The organism is Parafrankia colletiae (assembly GCF_001854655.1).
GTDB lineage: Bacteria > Actinomycetota > Actinomycetes > Frankiales > Frankiaceae > Parafrankia > Parafrankia colletiae.
Genome location: NZ_MBLM01000036.1, coordinates 202097 through 223093, shown reverse-complemented (window position 1 = coordinate 223093; position 20997 = coordinate 202097). Strand labels below are relative to the sequence as shown.

The following is a 20997-nucleotide window of genomic DNA, read 5'->3' as shown; positions in this document are numbered from 1 at the left end:
GAGCGAGCAGGGCGATGGCCCGGTGGGGACCAGGGGCGTGTCCGAACTCTCCCATTCGCGAGTTCCGACACGAGGAAGGTGCACCAGTGAGCCCGGTCAACCTGACGTCCGCCCTGGTGGTCGGCGCCCTGTACACCGCCGGGACGTATCTACTCCTCCAGCGTTCGCTCATGCGGGTCCTGATCGGACTCGTCCTGCTGGGGCACGRCACGACGCTGCTCCTGCTGCTCGTCGGCGGCGAGAGCGGCCARCCGCCGATGATCGGCTCGATCCCGGTCGAGTCCATGTCGGACCCCCTGCCGCAGGGCATGGCGCTCACCTCGATCGTCATCACCTTCGCGCTGACGACCTTCCTGCTCGCGCTCGCGTACCGGGCCTGGACCCTTCTCGGCGATGACGAGGTAAGGGACGACATCGAGGACGCCCGGATCCGCGGACTGGACCGCGCCGAGCACGCCGAGCACGCCGTCGGGGGAGACGGGGGCGGCGGCGGAGACCGGTCGGCGCCGGCGCAGGTGGCCGAGGAGGACCACCGCGAGCCGGGTGAGCTCGCCATACCCGGCCTGCTGGAGCACCAGGACACCCATGGGCGGCGCCCGTGAGCATCCTCGTTGTGCTCCCTGTCGTGGTCCCCCTGCTCGCGGCCGGCGCGGTGCTGGTGCTGGGCCGGTGGGTGATGGCCCGCCGGGTCCTGGCCCTCACCGTCATCGCCGGGGTGGTGGCGGACGCCGCCGCCGTCGTCGTGATCGCCGACACCGACGGCCCGCTCGTCGCCAACCTCGGTGGCTGGCCCGCTCCGATCGGCATCACGCTGGTGGGGGACCGGTTGTCCGGCCTGCTCCTGCTCACCTCGGCCGTGGTGACCTTCGCCGTGCTCGTCTACGCGATCGGCCAGGGCATCACCGAGCAGGCCCGTCTCGGCCGCAGCTCGGTCTTCGAGGCGGTGTACCTGGTCCTCGTCGCCGGGGTCGCGCTGGCCTATCTGACGGGTGACCTGTTCAACCTGTTCGTCGCGTTCGAGATCATGCTGGTCTCGTCCTACGTGCTGATCACCTTCGCCGTCACCCCGGGACGGATCCGGGCCGGCATGACCTACGTGATCGTCAGCATGACGTCCTCGCTGTTCTTCCTCACGATGCTGGCGCTGGTGTACGCAGCCACCGGCACGGTCAACCTCGCCGACCTCGCCGGGCGGATCGGGACCCTGCCCCCCGGCCTCGCCGAGACTCTCGGGCTGATGGYGCTCGTCGTGTTCGGGATCAAGGCCGCCGCGGTGCCGCTGCACTTCTGGCTGCCGGACAGCTACCCGACCGCACCGGCGCCGATCACGGCCGTGCTCGCGGCGCTGCTGACCAAGGTCGGCGTGTACGCGCTGCTGCGCACCCACACGCTGGTGTTCCGGCACGACAGCGCCTGGATCCTGCTGCTGGCCACCGCCGTGGTGACGCTGCTCGTCGGCGCGCTGGGCGCGATCGCCCAGGACGACCTGAACCGGATGCTGTCCTACCTGCTCGTCAGCCACATCGGCTACATGCTGTTCGGGCTGTCCCTGTTCACGGTGATCGGGCTCGCCGGCGTGATCATCTACATGGTGCACCACATCCTCGCCCAGGCTGCGCTGTTCCTCGTCAGTGGCCTGATCACCCGGTACGCCGGGACGTCCGTGCCCCGCCGCATGGGCGGGCTCGCGGCGGCGGTGCCGGTGACCGCGCTGCTCTTCGGAATCCCGGCGCTCAGCCTCGCGGGCATCCCGCCCTTCTCCGGCTTCGTCGCGAAGCTGGCGCTGATCGAGGCCGGCGCCGAGACCCGGACCTGGCCGGTGGATCTCGCTCTGGCCGCCAGTCTGATCACCAGCCTGCTCTCGCTCTACGTCATGGTGCGGGTGTGGACCCTGGCCTTCTGGGGCCCGCGGCGGGAACCCACCCGCGTGCCGGCGGAGCCCGTGGTGGCGCTGTCGGGGACGGTGCCCGCGGCGGCGGTGTCCACGGCGGCGGAGCCCGGGACGGCAACGGTGAGCCGTCCCATGGTCTGGGCGACAGCCGGGATCGTCGCCGTGGGGCTGCTGGTGGCGCTGTTCGCCGGGCAGCTGGCCGGCCTCAGCGAGCGGGCCGCGGGCGACCTGCTGGAACCGTCGACCTACATCCGGTCAGTGCTGCCCGGCACAGCTGGCCCCGAGGCGGGCCGGTGAACCCCCGGGGTGAAGGCAGTGCGGGCGGGCCCGGCCTGGGCGTGCCGGAGCGCGAGCCGGCGGGCCTCGGCGGGCTGGGGACGCGCGGTGCCGCACGCGAGCTGCTGCGCCGCCCGGGGCGCCTGGTGTGGCTGTGGGTGGTCTGGATGGTCCTCTGGGGCAGCCTGACGCCGCTCGCCGCGATCAGCGGGCTGCTGGTCTCGGCCGTCGCGCTGCTCGCCTTCCCGCTGCGCGGCGGAGACCCGGAGGTACGGTTCCGGCCGCTGCCCGCGCTCTTCCTCACCGGCCGCCTCCTCGCCGACCTCGTGCCGTCGGCGCTGGCGGTGGCCCTGCAGATGATCCGCTATGGCCCGCGGACGCGATCGGCGATCGTCGAGGTTCCGCTGACGGGATCGTCGGAGGTTGTCTCGACACTGACGGCGAACGCGATCTCGCTTGCGCCGGGAGCGTTCGTGCTGGAGATCGACCACGAGGCAGGGGTGATGTATGTCTGCGTCCTCGCCGCCGACGATGACGGCATGACCGACCGGGTGCGTGCCAGCGTGCTCGACGTGCACCGCCGCGTGCAGAACGTGTTCGGCTCCGACGAGGACATCCGCCGCCAGGCCGGCCAGGCCGGACGGCGCGGCGGGGAGGAGCAGACATGACAACCGTCTACACGATCACCTACGTCCTGCTGGCCGCGGCGGGGATGCTGACTGTCGGCCGGCTGCTGGTCGGGCCGACCGATCTCGACCGCATCGTCGCGCTCGACGTCCTGGTGATCCTGATCACCGCAGGGGTGACCGTCGAGATCGGGATGCGCAGGGAGGGCTGGAACATCGCCCTGGTCGCGGTCGTCGCCCTGCTGGGATTCCTCGGTTCGGTGACCGCGGCCCGTCTGGTCGAACGGAAGGGGTCCGAGCAGCAGGCATCCGAACGACACCGGTCCGAGGGTCCTGAACCAGGGGGGCCTGAACGACAGGAGCCTGAACGACGGGGGGCGGGACACTGATGGCCCGGCAGGTGATCTCCGCGGTGCTGCTGCTGACCGGAGCGGTCTTCTGCCTGCTCGGTGCGTGGGGCCTGGTGCGCTTCCCGGACGTCCCGTCCCGGCTGCACGCCGCGACCAAACCGCAGACGGTGGGCCTCATGGCGATCCTGGTCGGCAGCGCCGTCCAGCTCGCACCCCGCCATGCGGCAGGCCTGCTGCTGGTCGTGCTCCTGCAGCTCGTCACCGCGCCGGTGATCGCGCAGCGGGTCGGCCGGGCCGCCTACCGGACGGGGTGCGTGCGCCACGACCTGCTGGTCGTGGACGACCTGGCCCGGCAGCGGGGCCGATCGGCCCGCCGCCCCGAGCCACCGGGGCCGGCGGACGTCGGCGGCGCGGAACCGCCGCCGACGCCGGGCAGGGCCGGATAGCCCTGCCCGGGCGAGCGGGTCAGCTCGGCTGGGGGCCGCCGGGCTCGGTCTGCTCCGCGAGGAAGCGCTCGAGCTCCGCGCCGAGCTCGTCGCCGGTGGGCAGCGGCTCGTCGGGACCCTCCACGACCGGGAGGTGCGTGCCGCCGCGCCCGCGCTGGAACGCGTCGTACTGCTCCTCGATGGCCTTCACGACGTCCGCCGCCTCGCCGCCGTTCTCGATCTGGCTGTCGATCTCGCCGCGGACCTCGAGAGCGGCGGAGCGCAGGCCGTCCAGCGGCAGCAGCAGGCCGGTGGCCTTCGACACCGAGCTGAGCAGCGCCTCGGTCGCCGCCGGGTAGGTCGCCTGGGCCAGGTAGTGCGGGACGTGCGCGGCGAAGCCCATCGCGTCGTCCCCGGCCCGGCCGAGCTCGAACTCGAGCAGGTGCCCGGCGCTGCCGGGGACGGAGACCCGGCGGATCCACGGCTCGTTGTTGACCAGCATCTCCTTGCGGGTCGCGTGCGCGGTGACGCCGCACGGACGGGTGTGCGGCACCGCCATGGGAATCGCGTTCAGGCCGACCGACATCCGCACGCCGAGATCCTTCATGATCGTGCGTACCGCGCTGGTGAAACGCTTCCAGTGCAGGTCGGGCTCGGGCCCGGCGAGGAGCAGGAACGGTGTGCCCGCCTCGTCGCGCAGCAGCTCGATGCTCAGCACCGGGTCCTCGTAGCTTTCCCAGTGGTCCTCGTAGAAGACCATCGGGGGGCGGCGGGAGCGGTAGTCCATGAGCTGGTCGACGTCGAAGGTGACGATCCGCTCGTGTGACAGCGCCGTCGTCAGGTGCTCGCCGGCCAGGCCCACCGCGCCGCCGGCGTCGACGACACCGGTCATCGCCTCGATCAGAACGGGGCGGCCCAGGTCGTCCAGGTCGCTCCTGATGTCGTAGAGCTCTCTGGGGTCACGCATCGGTCGAGCCCTCCCTCACCGATCTGGTCCGCGGGGGATCCGCGGTGGCACCCTGCGACCAGTAAGTCGCCAGCGAGCCTCCGCATTCCGGCCCCATCGGAACGCCCTGTGGAGACGAGCATCGCCCGGGAGCACCCTCGCCTGCTTGACAGGATCTCCGGGAGACATGATCGAGAGTATCAACCGACCTCCGTCGGAGCGATGCGTGTGCTCTACCTGCTCCGTGCGTGCCGGTCGGGACGCCCGACACGTGACCCGCTGGTGATCCGGACGTCGCCGATCAGGCAGACGAGGCGCAGCCGCACCCGGGGCATACCGGGGCGTTCACGGATGCCCGCGAGGTCGACCTGACGGTCCCCGAGCGCGACCAGGCCGGTGGTCTCGACGGTCACACCGTCGGGGACGGTGAGGGTGAGATCGCCGATCAGCGAGACGAAGCGCAGGTCCAGGGCTCTGTCGGCAAGCGCCTGGTCCGCCAGCAGCGCGCCGCGCAGATCGAGGGTCCAGTTCCCGAGGACGTTGACGATCAGAGTGCGCCGGGCCATCCACCAGCGTCCCAGGCGTCGCCCGTCACCGAGCAGACTCACGATGGTCGAGCGGGCCTTCTCCTCGGCGCGGATGCGGTCGACCGTCTCCCCGCCGCCGCCGCCGCCGCCCCCGCCGCCCCCGCCGCCGCCGCCCCCGCCGCCGTCGTTGGCGCCTTCGCCGAGGACACTCGCGCCGGGGCCGGCGTCGCCGCCCGCGAGCGGGACCCGCTCGAGGTCCGCGGCGGTCTGGGCCGCCCAGACCCGTCCCACCCCCTCGCTGAACTCGCCGAAGGTGAGCAGGCCGGCGGCGCAGGCCGCGCGCAGCCGGTCGGTGCAGGCCCGTCGTCCACCGTCGGTGACCGGCTCGGGCAGCGTGGGAAGCATGTCCTGACCGTAACCTCAGTAAATGCAGGACGCGGCCGCGGTCACCGGGGGCTCCGTGGCCCCGGGCGCCGTGGGGGAGGGGCCGACCGGCCACACCGCGGCGGCGTCCGTCGCGCCGGTGGTGGGCGCAGCCGGCGCAGTGACCGTGGCCGACGAGAGGCTCGCCAGCCGCAGCGACAGGCCCGGCGGGGCGGTGGTGGCCGAGGCAGTGGGCTCGGGCCGCGGCCAGCCGCCCGGGTTGTTCACGTCCGCGGGCTGGGTCGTCTCCGGTCGCGACGGCCCTGTCGGCTGGGGCGGGAACAGCGGGTCGGTGGTCGGGCCGGACTCGGTGGGCCCGCCCTGCGGGTCGCCCGGTGCCGTGGCGCTGGGGTCGATCTGCGGCGCGGGTGGTGTCGTGGACGCGACAGTCGGCGGCGCGGTCGGTCGGCCCGCGGTGCCACCCGACGGTGCGGTCGGCGCGGCCGGCGGCAGCGATCCGCTCAGCTCACTCCGATCCGGCGGGAGAAGCGGATCCGCCGGGGCGTCGGACGGCTCGAACGGCACCGTGTTGCCCGTGATGTCCCGAAAGAACTGCCGCACCTCGTCCGGGTCGTAGAGAAAATAGAAGGCGGGCGTGCTGACCTGCCCGGTGATCGGGACCGTCGAGAACGTCACCGCACCGGTCGTCATGGCACGCATCCGCGCGGCGAGCGCGCGCAGTTCGGTGAAGTCGGTGTCGTCGTCCAGAACCGCCGAGTCGGTGACCGCGCTGAGGAACGATGTCAGCCTGGTCGGGCTGAGCAGCACAGATTCGCTGGTCAGCTTGCGGAAGATCGCGGCGAGGAACGTCTGCTGCCGCCTGATCCGGGACAGGTCGCCGTCGGCGAACCCGTGCCGCTGCCGGACGAACGCGAGCGCGTTGTCGCCGATCAGGTGGTTGTCGCCGGTCTGCCCGGTGAAGCCCGCGCTGGGGTCGTCCAGGTTCGTCGAACGGACCAACCGGCCGTTGTCCAGCCGGTGGGTCTCCACGTACGGAGAAGCCCGCAGGCAGACGTCGATGCCCCCGATCGCCGAGGTCATCTGCCGGAAGCCGGTGAAGTCCAGCTCCGCGTAGTGGTTGATGCGCAGTCCCGCGACCTGCTCGAGGGTCGCGACGAGCAGCGCGGGGCCACCGGCGTTGAACGCCGCGTTGACACGGTCGGAACGGGCCCGGTGCCGGACGCCGCTGCCGTCCGTCCAGGCCGGGATGGGCACGCGCAGGTCACGGGGAATCGACACGATGTCCGTCGCGCCGTCGGAGGCCAGGTGGGCGATCATCATCGTGTCGGATCGGGCCCCGCCCACCTTCGCGGCGTCCGAGCCGGTGCGGACATCCGAGCCGACCAGCAGCCACGTCTCGGCGCCGACCGGTGCCGGCGGCGGGCGGGTGACCGTGATGTCGGTGGGCGGCGCGATCGTCTCGCGGTCGATACGGCGGTCGTAGAAGGTCACGATGAGCCAGCCGGTGGCGGTCACGGCGACGACGCCGAGGGAGACGAGCGAGGTCAGGACGAGCAGCACCCGGCGCAGCGGGCCACGTCGGGCCGGCTCGGCCGCCGCACCGGCCCGGGTCCGCCCGCCGTCGTCCCAGAGGTCGCCGTCGTCCGCGCCGCCCTCATCGCCGTCAGCGGCGCGATCCTCGTCGTGGTCGTGGTCGTGGTCGTGGTCGTGGTCGTGGTCGTGGTCGTGGTCGTGGTCGTGGTCGATCTCGGCGTCGAGGCCGTCATCGTCGACGCCGTCAAACTCGTCGTCGCGGTAGACGGCGCTCTCGTAGCGGTCACTCTCGGTGATCGGATCGGAGGGGGTGGGGGTGGGGATCCCGCGCGGTCGCCGTGCCCGCGCATTCGCCATACCGCCGCCTCCCCCCGCACCCCGAACCGGCGCGTGGCAGCCGGTGAATGTCGACGATAAGTCAACGAATAGTAATGTTCCTGGGCCGCAGAATCGATGTGACCGCCGACGTGGTGTGAACCGGGGCAGGAATGCCGCGCGGCTGGCGTAACGGACTGTGCTGACCGTCCGGCGCCCGCGACGGAACGTCTCCGGCGAATCGGTTCTCCGCTGGCCGGTGGATGCATCCGCCTGGTCAGGCGCGCACGGCCACCAGGTGCAGTGAGACGGGGTCGCGCGCGACCAGGCCGGCGCTGGGGGTGGCGGCCGCGGCGCCGGGGGCCGGTGCGAATCCGGCGCCGGCGAGGCGGCGCAGCGCGGTGTGCTCGTCGTAGAGCCACCCGTTCGGTGGCCCCACCACCCGATCGGGCCGGTGCCGCCACCGGGTGCCCCGCCCGTCCGCTCCCGCCCCCGGGCCGCCGGCCACCCGCTGCCAGGCCATCAGCTCGTCGGCGTCGATGTCCCCGCGCACATAGCGGTCGACCGCCCGGCGCAGGTCGGGCAGGACGACGTGCAGCGTCCCGCCCGGCCGCAGCACCCGGGCGTACTCGTCCAGCACGGGGCCGACCAGGTGCGGGGGCAGTTCCTGCAGGACGTGCGCGCAGAGAATGTGGTCGACCGACCCGTCGTCCAGGGCCAGCCGCCGGCGCGGGCGGTACCGCATGATCACCGCCGCGCGCCTCGCCTCCCACTGCCCGAGTACTGCCCAGGGGCGGCTTTGATCCGCCCGCTGCCGGCCCGGAACGGCGGCCGACCGGGGCACGCACCGGGTGACGCCGCGCCGGGCGATGACGACCGCGGCAGCAACGAAGGCAGCGGCGGAGGCGGCAGCGGCTGCCAGTCGAGGCCGGCGGGCCCATTGCCGGCCTGCCGTGGCCCACCCGCGCAGCAGGCGCAGCGTGCGGGAGTTCCGCAGCGTGCGGCGCAGGGCGCGGGCCCAGTCGAGCGCGGGATAGACGCCGGTCAGGGCGGGGGAGAAGGCCGGATCGAGGTTGACGAAGTCCGCCAGCACCAGGTGCGTCGAGGTGATGTTGAGCCAGAGCTGGCCCTGCCGGTTGCGCTGGTGCCGTAGCCGTAGCCGTAGCCGCCGCGGCCGGTGGGCGGACGCGGCCAGTCGCCGCGTGCCGCCGGCCGGCCGGCGGCCTTCGGTCGTCTGTTGCTCGCTCGTCCGCACCGCTGTCACCGGTGGTCGTCACCTCGTGGTCGTCCGCCGTGCCGTCTGCCGCATCGCCCGACCGGGGGCCCGGCGAGACGACCTGGCCTACGCGTGGAGTTTCGATGCGAATGCAGAGAGTAGTTTCATCTCGGCGGGTGTCCGGCATCTCCGCCGGCGCGCCCTGGGCCGGATGTGGTCTCGGGTTGTCCTCGCCGCCCCGGCGCGTCGTTGCGGCCGAGCGCGATCCTTTAACTACGTAGAGTCATACTTGCCTGGCGTTGGCTGGATGGAGGTCATCCCGCCGAACGCCGAGCAGCCGAAATGGTGGCTCAGCGTTGCGCGGCGTAGTGCCCTCTGAGTGGACTCCGGTCCCGAAGGAGAACTGGATGYGCGTACTGGTCCTCGGCGGCGACGGCATGCTCGGTGGTGAGCTGGTGCGCAGGCTCGTGCGCGACCACGACGTCACCGCCACCGTTCGGGCGGTCGCGCCGTCGTCGCCGCTGCCGGCCGACCGGGTCCTGTGCGGGGTGGACATCCGCCACCCGGACGGGCTGGTCGAGGCCTTCGCCGCTGCCCGGCCCGATGCGGTGGTGAACGCCGTGGGCCTCGTCGAGCAACGGGTCGACGAGGACGGCGAGCGATTGGCGATCGAGGTCAACGCCCTGTTCCCACACCGTCTCGTCCGGCAGTGCGGCGCCGCGGGAGCCCGGCTGGTGCACGTGTCCACCGACTGCGTGTTCTCCGGGCGCCTGGGTGAGTACCACGAGGAGGACACGCCCGACCCGGTTGACGCCCACGGCATGACGAAGCTGCTCGGCGAGGTGTGTGAACCCGGCACGCTGACCCTGCGGACGTCGCTGATCGGGCTGGAGACGGCGGCCGTCCCCACCGGCTTCGTCGAGACCTTCCTGGCCGCCGCCGGGCCGGTCATCGGGCAGCGCCGGGTCGTCTCCAGTGGCGTGACCACCACCGAGTTCGCGCGCTTCGTCCACCTCGCCCTCGTCGGGCACCCGGACCTGAGTGGCATCTGGCACCTCGCCGCCGAGCCGATCACCGCGTTCGACCTGCTCACGCTGCTGGCGGAGCGGCTGGGCCGGCGGGACGTCGAGATCGTCCCGAGCGATGACGAGGTGCGCAACCGCGCGCTGTCCGCGCGCCGGCTGTGGTCCACGACGGGCTACCGGCCGCCCGCCTGGTCGGTGATGGTCGACGAGCTGGCGACCGCGATCGAGCGGCGCGAGATCGAGGGCATCCCGCGCCGACGGCCCGCGCCGTCCGGCGCCGCCGTCCGGGAGCCGAGCACCGCCCATGCCGACGCCTGACGGGCCGACCGAGCCAATGGATCTTCTCCGGTAGAAGAGGGAGCGCGACGTGTCGAGAACGACAGGCGGAGCTGGCACTGGCGCCGACGACGAGCCCGGCGCCGGCAGGGGTGACGGACAGGGGGTCGACGGGCGCGCCGGTGACGGGGCCGACCTGGCCCGGACGGGCTTCTTCCGTGGATGGTTCCCCGGCGCCAGGTCCCATCGGCAGCGCGGCGGGGAGCTGCCGCCCCGGATTCCGGCGGCCCGGACGGGACCCCGCGACGGGCGTCCCGTCCCCACCGCCCAGGATGTCGATCCCGGCAGCGCCGGGGAGCAGGCCGACGGCCGCGCAGGCCCGTCGGTGCCCACGGCGCCGTCGACCCCGTATGCCCCCACCGGGCCGTCGGTGCCGACGGTGCCGAGCCGCCGGCTCTCACCGGACCGAACGGGTTCGGCCGGGCCGGTGACGGTGCCCCACCGCGGCCCCCGCACGGAGGTGCTGGGCGAGCCGTCCACCGTGCCGGGCGCCCGGCCGGGCCCGGCCGAGCACCGCCGGCGGGTCATGGTCCTCGTCGGTACCCGTCCCGAGCTGGTCAAGCTCAGCCAGGTGATCGTCGCGCTGGAGCGGGCGGCCGACGTCTGCCTGGTCCATTCGGGCCAGCACTACGACTACGAGCTCAGCCAGGTGTTCTTCGACGAGCTGGGCATCCGCAAACCGGACCACTTCCTGGACGCCGTCGGTGCCAGTGCCGCGGAGACCATCGGCCGGGTGATCGCCCGGGCGGACGCGGTGTTCGCGGACGAGGCCCCCGACGCGCTGCTGCTGTACGGGGACTCGAACACCACCCTGGCGGTGATCGCCGCCCGGCGCCGGCGTATCCCGGTGTTCCACCTGGAGGCGGGGAACCGCTGCTTCGACGACCGGGTGCCCGAGGAGCTCAACCGCCGGGTGGTCGACCACCTCAGCGACATCAACCTCGCGCTGACCGAGCACGCCCGGCGCAACCTGCTGGCCGAGGGGGTGCCCGCTGCGCGGATCTTCGTCGTCGGGTCGCCGATGAACGAGGTCCTGACCTCCTACCTGCCGCTCATCGAGGCCTCTCCCGCGCTGACCACCCTGGGCATCACCCCGGGGCACTACCTGGTGGTCAGCGCGCACCGGGCGGAGAACGTCGACCGGCCCGACCTGCTCGCCGGACTGCTGGAGACGCTGAACGGGCTGGCGGCGCGCTACCGCGTCCCGGTGATCGTCTCCACCCATCCGCGGACCAGGGACCGCATCGAGGCCCTGGAGTCGGCGGGCCGGGCCCCGGTCGTCGACGGGCTGGTCCGGTTCTGCCGGCCGTTCGGGTTCGCGGACTACATAGCCCTGCAGCGGTCGGCGCTCTGCGTGGTCTCCGACAGCGGCACCCTCACGGAGGAGGCGTCCCTGCTCGGCTTCCCCGCGGTGATGATCCGCGAGGCGCACGAGCACCCGGAGGGCATCGACGGCGGCGTCGTCGTCACGTGTCTGCCGCGCCCCGAACGCGTCCTCGCCGCGGTCGACCTGGTCACCGCCGAGGCCCGCGCGAACCGGTCACCGCGGGCGGTGTCCGACTACGCCGCCCCGGACGTCTCCGTGCGGGTGGCGCGGATCGTCGTCGGCTACATCGACTACGTCCGGCGCACGGTCTGGTTCGAGCGCCCGTCCGACGGCGCCGGGGAGTCCGCCCCCGGCGACACCCCGCTGGCCTTCCCCTGACCGGGTCGCCGTCCGGCGCCGGCCGCTACTGGTCGCGGTCGGCCCGGGGGTGCTCGGCGAGCAGCGCGGTGAGCGGGCCGAACAGTGCTGGGGGAGCGGCGACGACCAGGTCCTCGCTCGCCCGGCGACCATCGAGCCCGCCGACGAGCAGGCCGGCCTCGGCGGCGACCAGCGCCCCGGCGGCATGGTCCCAGGGGTGCAGGCCGCGCTCGTAGTAGGCGTCGATCGTCCCCGCCGCGGCGGCGCACAGGTCGAGGGCAGCGGCGCCCATCCGGCGGATGTCGCGCACTCGCGGCACCACCCGGGTGAGCACCGCCACCTGCGCCGTCCGGCGCTCCACGGTGTAGCCGAAGCCGGTCGCGACCAGCGCGCCGCGCAGCTCCGTCACCGCCGACCCGGCCAACGTCTCGGGCTCCGGGCCGGCGCCCCACCGAAAGGCTCCGCCGCCGCGCACGGCCGTGTACGTGAGCCCCAGCGCCGGGGCGTGCACGACCCCGGCCACGACCTCGCCCGCGACCTCGGCGGCGATCGACACCGCCCAGTTGGGCAGGCGGTAGAGGAAGTTCACCGTTCCGTCGAGGGGGTCCACGATCCAGCGGACGCCGCTGCTCCCGGGCGTGTCGGACCCCTCCTCGCCGAGCAGACCATCGTCCGGCCGGGCCTCGCGCAGCCGCCGGGCGACCAGGGCCTCGGACGCCCGGTCCAGAGCGGTGACGATGTCGGTCGGCGAGGACTTCGTCGCCTCGGCCTCGACCGTGCCGGCCCGACCGGCGAGCAGCAGAGCACCGGCCTCGCGGGCGACGTCCAGGCCGAGGTCGAGCAGCGAGGCCGGGGCCGGAGGGGAGAAGGCGGGGGACGGGTCCATGGGCCACATCCTGCCAACACCCGGCCGCGGGCCCGGCCGGAGCCGCCGCCGGGAGGACGATCGCCCGACCCGTAGGATTGGCCGCGTGGTGGCAACGGACAGTACGGAACGGCCGACCCGCGCGGTGCCCGCGAAGCCGAGCCTGGACGGGATCGAGGCYCGCTGGTCGCGCGACTGGCAGGAGCACGGGACCTATTCGTTCGACCGGTCGGTTCCGCGGGAGCGGGTCTACTCGGTCGACACACCTCCGCCGACCGTAAGCGGCTCCCTGCACGTCGGCCACGTGTTCTCGTACACCCACACCGACCTGATCGCCCGTTTCCAGCGGATGCGCGGCCTCGAGGTCTTCTACCCGATGGGTTTCGACGACAACGGGCTGCCCACCGAACGCCGGGTGCAGAACTACTACGGCGTGCGCTGTGACCCGTCGGTTCCCTACGACCCCGCGTTCACCCCGCCGGCGAAGCCGGGCAAGGACCAGATCCCCGTGTCCCGGCGCAACTTCGTCGAGCTGTGCGAGCAGCTGACGATCGAGGACGAGAAGGGCTTCGAGGAGCTCTGGCGCCGCCTCGGCCTGTCGGTGGACTGGTCGTACACCTACGCGACGATCGACAGCCGCTCGCGGGTGGTCGCGCAGCGCGCCTTCCTGCGCAACCTGGCCCGCGGTGAGGCGTACCTGGCCGAGGCGCCGACGCTGTGGGACGTCACGTTCCGCACCGCGGTCGCGCAGGCGGAGCTGGAGGACCGGGAGCGCCCCGGCGCCTACCACACCCTGGCGTTCCCGCGGCCCGGCGGTGAGCCGGTCGTGATCGAGACGACCCGTCCCGAGCTGCTGCCGGCCTGCGTGGCCCTGGTGGCACACCCCGAGGACGAGCGCTACCAGGCGCTGTTCGGGCAGACGGTCCGCACGCCGCTGTTCGAGGTCGAGGTGCCCGTCGTGGCGCACCGGCTGGCCGATCCGGAGAAGGGCTCCGGCATCGCCATGATCTGTACGTTCGGTGACCTGACCGACGTCATCTGGTGGCGGGAGCTGCGGCTGCCCGCCCGCGCGGTGATCGGCCGCGACGGCCGGCTGCTCCCCGACGCACCCGACGCGATCACCGCGCCGGCCGGCCGCGAGCACTACACCCGCGTCGCGGGCAGGACGATCGCCGCCGCGCGGGTGGCCGTCGTCGAGGCCCTGCGGGAGTCCGGCGCGCTGCTCGGCGAGCCGCGGGCGATCACCCACCCGGTCAAGTTCTACGAGAAGGGCGACCGGCCGCTGGAGATCGTCTCCACCCGCCAGTGGTACATCCGCAACGGCGGCCGGGACGAGCAGCTGCGTGAGCAGGTGCGGGGGCGCGGCTCCGAGCTGCGCTGGCACCCGGAGTACATGCGGGTGCGGTACGAGAACTGGGTGGACGGTCTCAACGGCGACTGGCTGATCAGCCGGCAGCGTTTCTTCGGCGTTCCCTTCCCGGTCTGGTACCCGCTGGACGAGGCGGGCGACCCGCGGTACGACGCGCCGATCGTCGCGGACGAGTCCGCGCTCCCGATCGACCCGTCCAGCGACGTCCCGCCGGGGTACACCGCCGAGCAGCGCGGCGTGCCGGGAGGCTTCATGGCGGACCCGGACGTCATGGACACCTGGGCGACGTCCTCGCTGACCCCGCTGATCGTCAGCGGCTGGGAGAGCGACCCGGCGCTGTTCGGCCAGGTTTTCCCGATGAACCTGCGCCCGCAGGCCCACGAGATCATCCGGACCTGGCTGTTCTCGACCGTGTTGCGCAGCCACGCCGAGTTCGGCGCGCTGCCCTGGTCGGACGCCGCGATCTCCGGCTGGATCCTCGACCCGGACCGCAAGAAGATGTCCAAGTCGAAGGGCAACGTCGTCACGCCGCTGGGCCTGCTCGAACAGCACGGCTCGGACGCCGTCCGGTACTGGGCCGCCTCCGGCCGGCCGGGCACCGACACCGCGTTCGACGTGGGCCAGATGAAGACCGGCCGCCGGCTCGCCATCAAGATTCTCAACGCGAGCCGGTTCGTCCTCGGCCTCGCCGAGGCGGGCGAGGGCGCGGATGCCGCCGGCGGCCCCGGCACGGCGGCGGCGTCCTCCGCCGCTGGCCCCGGTTCCGCCAGCGAGCCCGCCCCCGGCCCGGAGGCGATCACGGAGGAGCTGGACCGGGCGCTGCTCGCCGAGCTGGCCCGGGTCGTCGCCACCGCGACCGAGTCGTTCGAGGGCTACGACTACACCCGGGCGCTCGAGGTCACCGAGACCTTCTTCTGGCGGTTCTGCGACGACTACGTCGAGCTGGTCAAGGGCCGGGCCTACGGCGCGCACGGCGCGGCCGGCGCCGCCTCCGCGCAGGCGACCCTGTCAGTGGCGCTGTCGACGCTGCTCACCCTCTTCGCGCCGTTCCTGCCCTTCGTCACCGAGGAGGTCTGGTCCTGGTGGCAGGAGGGCTCGGTGCACCGGGCCTCCTGGCCCGAGGCGGACCGGATCCGTGCGGTGGCCGGCGGTGGGCGCCCCGAGCTGCTGGACGCCGTCGGCGCCGCGCTGTCCGCGGTGCGGCGGGCCAAGTCCGAGGCCAAGGTCTCGATGAAGGCCGAGGTCGCCACTGCCAGGGTCAGCGGCGACGCGGCCACGGTCGCCCTGGTCGAGCAGGCCGCGGCGGACCTGCGCAGCGCCGGCGGTATCTGGGAGCTCACCCTGGCCGGCACCAGCGGCGAGCTGGCCGTGGACGTCGTGCTGGTGCCCGCCGCCGGCTGACCGCACATGCGCGGGGCAGGTGGCGGCGCGATCGGGCAGGATGGGAGCGTGCCCATCTATGCCCTGGGAGATCTCGTCCCGTCGATTGACCCGTCCGCATTCGTCCATCCCGAGGCGACGCTGATCGGCAACGTCCGGATCGGCCCGGAGTCGACGGTCTGGCCGGGTGTCGTGATGCGCGGTGACCACGGGCTGATCAGCATCGGCGCGCGGACGTCCATCCAGGACGGCTCGGTCATCCATGCGACCGCGCTGCTTCCGACGATCGTCGGTGACGACTGCGTGATCGGGCACATCGTGCACCTCGAGGGCTGCGTGATCGAGGACGGCTCCCTGGTGGGCTCGGGGTCGATCGTCCTGCACGAGGCCCGGGTCTGCCGGGGTGGCCTGGTCGGCGCGGGTGCTGTGGTGGGTAACCGGGTGGTGGTTCCCGAACGGGCCATGGCCCTGGGCATCCCGGCGAAGATCCGGGAGGGCGCCGCGCCCCAGGATCTGATCCGGATGGCGGCCGAGTCCTATGTCGAGAACGGGCGGCGTTTCCGCAAGGAGATGCGCCGCATCGACTGACCGGCCCCGACCGGCTGACCGGGCCCCGGCCGAACGGCCGCTGACCGGCCGCGGCTGCTGATCTGGCCGACTGACCGCGCCGCCCTGCGGCGGCGCTGGTCCACGGGCGTTACGTCCGTGGACCAGCGCCGGCGGCCACCCGTTCCGCCGTCAGGGCTGTGTCAGACCTCCTGCGGGGCCTTTTCCGGCCTACGCGCAGGCTTCGGGCCCGCGGAGTTCGGCTGCATGCCGGGCGGCAGGGAGCCTGTTGCCCGGACCCATCCGCGTGCGGCCGTGCGTTCCGCGGCCAACCGGCCCAGGCCCACCGCCAGGCCGGAGACCGCCGCCCACACGATCGCCTCCGACCAGGCGGTGTCCGGGTCGACCGGGTTCTTCGGTGGGTCGGACTTGCGCACCTTCCGATACGCGACGGTCACCCCCCGGTTCGCCGCGGTGCCGGCGAGCGCGGCCGCCGCACCGCCGACGACCTTCCATCCCATTTTCGATCCCGATCCGGACACCCCACACCTCTCGTCGCCGCCGCCCCGGTCTGCCCCGGCGCGTGCTGGTGTCGCCGCTCACTGGTTCGGCACCACCGTTCCACCTCTACCCGCCAGCGGGCGGATTCCCCACCCGAGCGGGGGAGCACCGTGACCGCGGGCCGGGACGTGGCCGGGGTGTCGCCGGGCATGCGCTGGCGGTCGCCGCGCAGCGAGTCGTTAGTGTCGCGGACAGCCCACCCGGGTGAGGACGACCCAGGAGAATCATGACCGCGACCGCCCCCACGCCGCACGCCGCCCCGCGCCTCGGAGAGCCGTCGGCCGGCGACCCGCACGCCACCCTGGAGGTGCTGGTCCACCGGGTGGACCCGGATCTGCCGTTGCCCACCTATGCCCAGCCCTCGGACGCCGGCGCGGACCTCGTGACCGCGCAGGACATCACGCTGGGGCCGGGAGAGCGGGCCATCGTCGGGACAGGCCTGGCCATCGCGCTGCCCGCCGGGTACGCGGCCTTCGTGCACCCGCGCAGCGGCCTCGCCGCGCGTCATGGACTCTCCGTCGTCAACGCCCCCGGTACCGTCGATGCCGGTTACCGTGGAGAAATCAAGGTGATTCTCATAAACACAGATCGAAGCGAGCCAATCGCTCTCCGCAGGGGAGACCGGGTGGCCCAGCTTGTGGTCCAACGAGTGGAGCACGCGGTCTTCCGGGAGGTCGCCACCCTGCCCACCTCGGTGCGCGGCACCGGCGGGTTCGGCTCGACAGGTGGGTTCGGTGACGCCTCCGGCGGGCCGGGAAGGGAGGCGCACGGTGTTCCGTCGCGGTCGTAAGGCCTCCGCCGAGGCCAGCCCCGATCCGGACGAGGCGCGGGGCGGTCGGGACGTCGACCGGCCTGGTCCCTACGATGCCGAGGCCGCGCCGCAGGACGACATCCACCGGCTCGACCTCGGCGCCCTGCGGGTGCCGGCGCTGCGCGGGGTCCAGGTCCAGTTCCAGGTGGAGGAGTCCACCGGTCGGCCGCTGACAGTCGTCGTGACCGACGGCCGCAGCGCGATGGAACTGGCGGTGTTCGCCGCGCCCAGGACCGCGCCGCTGTGGGACGAGGTCCGCGCGGAGATTCTCGAGACGCTGCGCGATTCCGGCGGCGTCGAGGGCCAGGGTCCGTTCGGCGCGGAGCTGCGGATGCGGCTGCCCACCAACCGCCCCGGCGAGACGGTGCCCGGCCGGATGATCGGTGTGGACGGCCCCCGCTGGTTCCTGCGGGCCGTGGTGACGGGTGCCGCCGGGCAGGACGTCGCCGCCGGGCCGTTGCTCGACGAGACGCTGCGGCGGATCGTGGTGGTACGCGGCGACGAGGCGATGCCCGTCCGTGACCCGCTTCCGCTGCGGCTGCCGAAGGAGGTCGCCGACGGCCCTGAGGGTTCCGGTGACTCCGGCGGGGCAGGCGGCTCCGACGGCCCGTCGCGGGAGGTCACGCCTGGCACTGCGACCGCGGCGCCGATGCCGGTCCGAGGGACGCGGATCGCGGAGATGGGCTGACCGAGCCCCCGCCGGCCCGCTCGCCGCTTCTCCTCGTCCGCTCGCTGGACCCGGCCCTCCCGCGCCGGGCCTCCAGTGACGGTCTCCGTCGGCGGGAGCCGTTGTCGGCGCTGCCGCGCGGCCGAGGCCGCTGGGTGCTCCCAGGCGGCCGCRCTGCTGGGCGCTGCCGGCGCGAAGCCGGTGGGTGCGGTGAATGGCTCCGGAACGTCCGCGTAACAGCACGGAACGGTCTGTTGCCCCGGTTGTCGGGTCGGCGACTTGTCCAGTCCTGAGTGCGGAACGGTGGTGGCGGGCGGTCCGTCCACTTCATAATCCCGGTGCAGAGCGCCGTCGCGTCGGCCACCGGGGCAGAGCCCCATGTGCGTTGGCCCGGTGACGTCGAAAGGTCGGAATCCGCCGCCCGGCTACGGGAGCGGTTCGATGATCGGAGGAGCCGTGGGCGAAGGGCGCAGCTGGCTGGGGCGGCGTTTCCACCAGCTGACAGCGGACAACCAGGAGCTCGAGGACGAGGACCTGCGGCGCGCGTCGGAGGCCGCGGGGGCCGAGCCGATGCTGGCCTGCCGGGACCGCGCCGAGGCCTGCGTCGCCGGTTCCGTACGTTCGGTCACCGTGCGGGCGCGTTCCGGGGCACCCAGCCTTGAGGTCGACCTCTATGATGGAAGCGGAACCGTGACTCTCGTGTTTCTCGGCCGCAAACACATCGCGGGCATCGAGGCCGGCCGGTCCGTGAAGGCATCTGGCCGCGTGGTCGTGCGCGACGAGCGGACCACGATGTTCAACCCGCGGTACGAGCTGCTGCCGGTCTCCTCGACCAGCGCCTGAGCGGCGCCCGGAGGAACAGGACCCCATCGCCCATGCCACCAGTCCCGCCGCCCGACCCGTCCCGGCCGAAGCCGGCGCCGGGCCCACGCGGCTCCGGCCGTGAGCGTGGCTCGGAGCCCCCGCTGTCTCTGGCGGAGGCGGTGGGCGGCCCGCGCGGGATCATCGACAGTGCCATTCCGACGGTGGCTTTCGTCACCGTCAACGCCGAGGCTGGCCTGACCGCCGCGATCATCGTCGCGATCGCGGCGGCGCTCGGGCTGGTCGTGCTGCGGCTGGTCCGCAGGGAGCCGGTCCAGCAGGCCTTCTCCGGCCTCTTCGCGGTCGGCTTCGCCGCCTTCATCGCCTCCCGCACGGGCAGCGCGGACGGCTTCTTCCTCCCGTCGATCGCCAAGAACGCGGTCTGCTCCGTGGTCGGTCTGTTGTCCGTCGCGGCCGGTCGGCCGATCGGCGGATACGTGATGGCCGGCTTCGACAAGCGCTACGCCGGCTGGCGGGAGGACCCGGCGGTCCGGCGGGCCGCGGTGTGGGCGACCCTGGTCTGGATCGCCGTCTTCGGCGTGCGGTTCGTCGTCCAGGGCCTGCTGTACCTCGCGGGGGAGACCGGCTGGCTCGCCGCCGCGAACATCGCGCTCGGGCTGCCGCTGTTCGGTGTGGCGGTCCTCTCGACCTTCGCGATCGTCCGCCGCCTCGCACCTCTGCCCGCCAAGGGCTCCGACCCGGCCGGTGAACTGGCGGCCGGTGCACCGGCCGCCCTCGCGGAGACCGGCGACCTGGCGGAGCCCGTCGAGCCGCCGCGCCCCTGATTCCAGGGCGCTAGAGCGTGTCCGAGGTCACCGGTCCGCGGGCCGCGCCGGCGGGCACGGCCCCGAGCAGCGCGGCGAGGCTCTCCTCGGCCTCGCTGGTGGTCGCGACGGCCAGCACCTCGTCGCCGGGCTCCAGCGCACAGTCCGCGGAGGGGACGATGGCGTGACCGTCGCGCAGGATGACGACCAGCGCCGAGTCCGGCGGCAGGTCGACATCACCGACGCGCAGGCCGACCACCGGCGCGTTCGCGGTCAGGGTGAGCTCGACGAGCGAGGCGTCGCTCTGCCGGAACTTCATCAGCCGTACCAGGTCGCCGACGCTCACCGCCTCCTCCACGAGGGCRGTCAGCAGGCGGGGGGCGGAGACCGCGACGTCGACACCCCACGAATCGGTGAACAGCCACTCGTTCTTGGGGTGGTTGACCCGCGCCACCACCCGCGGCACGCCGAACTCGGTCTTCGCCAGCAGTGACACGACCAGGTTGACCTTGTCGTCGCCGGTCGCGGCGACCATGACCGCGCAGCGGTCCAGCCCTGCGCCGTCGAGTGAGGAGAGCTCGCAGGCGTCGGCGAGCAGCCACTCGGCGGCGGGCAGTGCGTCCCGGCGGATCTTGTTCGGGTCGCGCTCGATGATCATGACCTCGGAGCCGTTCTCCAGCAGCTCCGCGGCGATCGAGCGCCCGACCTTGCCCGCGCCGGCGATGGCCACCCGGCGCGCCGAGCGCCCGCCGGGCCCGGYCAGCTCTGCGCCCTGCCCCTCGACGGCGGCACGCGCGTCCGGTTCCTGTGCCATCGCTGGTCTCCGTCCCTGGCTCGTGATCAGTCGTGCTGCGGGCCGGTGCGGATCACGGCGTCGGCCTCGGTGGCCCGCATCTTCGCCACCGCGACGTGCAGGACGTCCCCGTCCTGGATCATGGTGCGGGCGTCCGGGAGCAGGCCGTCGCCGAACCTGGTCACGCAGATCACCCGTACCTCGGCCCGCGCCTCCAGCTCGGCGAGGCGCCGCCCGGCCCAGCCGCGGGCCGGGGTGACCGCGGTGAGCAGCACCGATCCGGACGTGTCCGTCCACTCCGGGGCGACGGCGTCCGGGACGAGGCGGCCGAGAATCTGGTCGCGGGTCCAGCGCACGGTCGCGACCGTGGGGATGCCCAGGCGCTCGTACACCTCGGCGCGCCGGGGATCGTAGATGCGGGCGACGACCCGTTCGACCCCGAACATCTCCCGGGCGACCCGGGCGGAGATGATGTTGGAGTTGTCCCCGCTCGACACGGCCGCGAACGCGGCGGCATCAGCGATACCGGCCTCGATCAGGGTGTCGCGGTCAAAGCCCATGCCGGTGACCCGGCGGCCGCCGAAGCCGGCCGACAGGCGGTTGAACGCCCCTGGGTTCTGGTCGATGACGGCCACCGAGTGGCCGAGGCGCTCGACAGCACCGGCGAGGGAGGAGCCGACCCGGCCGCAGCCGAGGATCACGACGTGCACGGGACGTGAGCGTAGTCCGACCGGGGTTGCCCGGTCGATGCCTGTCCCGCACCCCGTTCGTCCAGCTCGCGGGGCTCTCCACCGCCGCATGGGCGCCGGAGTGCGCCACGTCACACAGTGTGGGGAGGTGTGACCG

21 protein-coding genes are annotated in these 20997 nt (G+C 73.3%); 13 read left to right on the top strand and 8 right to left on the bottom strand.

Translation table 11 applies throughout. The features are described from left to right. Nucleotides 1-86: 86 nt before the first annotated feature. Genes CC117_RS06655 through mnhG form a run of 5 tightly spaced genes read left to right on the top strand, consistent with a single transcriptional unit; the run spans nt 87 to nt 3589 of the window. Entirely contained in the window at nt 87-602 is a 516-nt protein-coding gene (locus tag CC117_RS06655) for a Na(+)/H(+) antiporter subunit C (protein WP_071082851.1), read from the top strand. Continuing rightward, the gene (locus tag CC117_RS06650) at nt 599-2188 is read left to right on the top strand and encodes a Na+/H+ antiporter subunit D (protein ID WP_071082850.1); all 1590 of its coding nucleotides are present in this window, start codon (nt 599-601) and stop codon (nt 2186-2188) included. Before CC117_RS06655 ends, CC117_RS06650 begins: the two co-directional genes overlap by 4 nt. After that, the gene (locus tag CC117_RS06645) at nt 2185-2835 is read left to right on the top strand and encodes a Na+/H+ antiporter subunit E (RefSeq protein WP_241829884.1); all 651 of its coding nucleotides are present in this window, start codon (nt 2185-2187) and stop codon (nt 2833-2835) included. Before CC117_RS06650 ends, CC117_RS06645 begins: the two co-directional genes overlap by 4 nt. Beyond that, nucleotides 2832-3182, top strand: coding sequence for a monovalent cation/H+ antiporter complex subunit F (locus CC117_RS06640; RefSeq protein WP_071082849.1), 351 nt, complete (start codon nt 2832-2834; stop codon nt 3180-3182). The genes CC117_RS06645 and CC117_RS06640 overlap by 4 nt, the downstream gene beginning before the upstream one ends. Next, a complete protein-coding gene (gene mnhG / locus CC117_RS06635; protein WP_071082848.1) occupies nt 3182-3589 on the top strand; it encodes a monovalent cation/H(+) antiporter subunit G in 408 nt (135 codons plus the stop codon). Before CC117_RS06640 ends, mnhG begins: the two co-directional genes overlap by 1 nt. A 19-nt stretch (nt 3590-3608) precedes the next feature. On the opposite strand, the gene CC117_RS06630 is transcribed toward mnhG, so the two are convergent. The 4 genes from CC117_RS06630 to CC117_RS06615 form a co-directional block, all read right to left on the bottom strand. Then, nucleotides 3609-4535, bottom strand: a complete 927-nt coding sequence (locus CC117_RS06630) for a PAC2 family protein (protein ID WP_071082847.1) — start codon at nt 4533-4535, stop codon at nt 3609-3611. A 212-nt stretch (nt 4536-4747) separates the two neighbouring features. After that, complete coding sequence (locus CC117_RS06625) at nt 4748-5446, bottom strand: DUF1707 SHOCT-like domain-containing protein (RefSeq protein ID WP_071082846.1); 699 nt, start codon at nt 5444-5446, stop codon at nt 4748-4750. Between the two features lie 15 nt (nt 5447-5461). After that, a complete protein-coding gene (locus tag CC117_RS06620; protein ID WP_084131642.1) occupies nt 5462-7315 on the bottom strand; it encodes an LCP family protein in 1854 nt (617 codons plus the stop codon). 235 nt (nt 7316-7550) lie between these two features. Further along, nucleotides 7551-8537 carry a methyltransferase domain-containing protein gene (locus tag CC117_RS06615; protein WP_071082845.1) on the bottom strand — a complete coding sequence of 329 codons (987 nt, stop codon included), beginning with the start codon at nt 8535-8537 and terminating at the stop codon, nt 7551-7553. Nucleotides 8538-8896: 359 nt separating this feature from the next. On the opposite strand from CC117_RS06615, the gene CC117_RS06610 reads away from it, so the two are divergent. Next, the gene (locus CC117_RS06610) at nt 8897-9832 is read left to right on the top strand and encodes a dTDP-4-dehydrorhamnose reductase family protein (protein WP_071082844.1); all 936 of its coding nucleotides are present in this window, start codon (nt 8897-8899) and stop codon (nt 9830-9832) included. Between the two features lie 49 nt (nt 9833-9881). After that, nucleotides 9882-11555: a UDP-N-acetylglucosamine 2-epimerase gene (locus CC117_RS06605; protein ID WP_071082843.1), complete on the top strand. Its 1674-nt coding sequence runs from the start codon at nt 9882-9884 to the stop codon at nt 11553-11555. 25 nt (nt 11556-11580) lie between these two features. Here the strand turns inward: CC117_RS06605 and CC117_RS06600 are convergent, their stop codons facing one another. After that, nucleotides 11581-12420: an inositol monophosphatase family protein gene (locus CC117_RS06600; RefSeq protein ID WP_071082842.1), complete on the bottom strand. Its 840-nt coding sequence runs from the start codon at nt 12418-12420 to the stop codon at nt 11581-11583. Nucleotides 12421-12505: 85 nt separating this feature from the next. On the opposite strand from CC117_RS06600, the gene valS reads away from it, so the two are divergent. Both valS and CC117_RS06590 read left to right on the top strand, forming a co-directional pair. Further along, nucleotides 12506-15169: a valine--tRNA ligase gene (gene valS / locus CC117_RS06595; RefSeq protein ID WP_071082841.1), complete on the top strand. Its 2664-nt coding sequence runs from the start codon at nt 12506-12508 to the stop codon at nt 15167-15169. Between the two features lie 48 nt (nt 15170-15217). Further along, a complete protein-coding gene (locus tag CC117_RS06590) occupies nt 15218-15736 on the top strand; it encodes a gamma carbonic anhydrase family protein (RefSeq protein WP_241829883.1) in 519 nt (172 codons plus the stop codon). A gap of 161 nt (nt 15737-15897) precedes the next feature. Here the strand turns inward: CC117_RS06590 and CC117_RS06585 are convergent, their stop codons facing one another. Beyond that, entirely contained in the window at nt 15898-16236 is a 339-nt protein-coding gene (locus CC117_RS06585; protein ID WP_071082839.1) for a DUF4235 domain-containing protein, read from the bottom strand. Nucleotides 16237-16481: 245 nt separating this feature from the next. Here CC117_RS06585 and dut point away from each other — a divergent pair, with 245 nt between their 5' ends. From dut to CC117_RS06565, 4 genes are all read left to right on the top strand, one after another. Then, entirely contained in the window at nt 16482-17045 is a 564-nt protein-coding gene (gene dut, locus CC117_RS06580) for a dUTP diphosphatase (RefSeq protein WP_071082838.1), read from the top strand. Further along, nucleotides 17026-17754, top strand: coding sequence for a DUF3710 domain-containing protein (locus CC117_RS06575; protein WP_071082837.1), 729 nt, complete (start codon nt 17026-17028; stop codon nt 17752-17754). Before dut ends, CC117_RS06575 begins: the two co-directional genes overlap by 20 nt. Before the next feature lie 435 nt (nt 17755-18189). After that, nucleotides 18190-18576, top strand: coding sequence for an OB-fold nucleic acid binding domain-containing protein (locus CC117_RS06570; RefSeq protein ID WP_071082878.1), 387 nt, complete (start codon nt 18190-18192; stop codon nt 18574-18576). Nucleotides 18577-18608: 32 nt separating this feature from the next. Further along, nucleotides 18609-19379 (top strand): DUF3159 domain-containing protein, encoded by a 771-nt coding sequence (locus CC117_RS06565; RefSeq protein WP_071082836.1) that lies wholly within the window; start codon nt 18609-18611, stop codon nt 19377-19379. A 10-nt stretch (nt 19380-19389) separates the two neighbouring features. Here the strand turns inward: CC117_RS06565 and CC117_RS06560 are convergent, their stop codons facing one another. Together CC117_RS06560 and CC117_RS06555 are read right to left on the bottom strand one after the other, a co-directional pair. Further along, a complete protein-coding gene (locus CC117_RS06560) occupies nt 19390-20172 on the bottom strand; it encodes a potassium channel family protein (protein ID WP_241829881.1) in 783 nt (260 codons plus the stop codon). A 26-nt stretch (nt 20173-20198) separates the two neighbouring features. Continuing rightward, nucleotides 20199-20861 (bottom strand): potassium channel family protein, encoded by a 663-nt coding sequence (locus tag CC117_RS06555; protein ID WP_071082835.1) that lies wholly within the window; start codon nt 20859-20861, stop codon nt 20199-20201. Between the last annotated feature and the right edge of the window lie 136 nt (nt 20862-20997).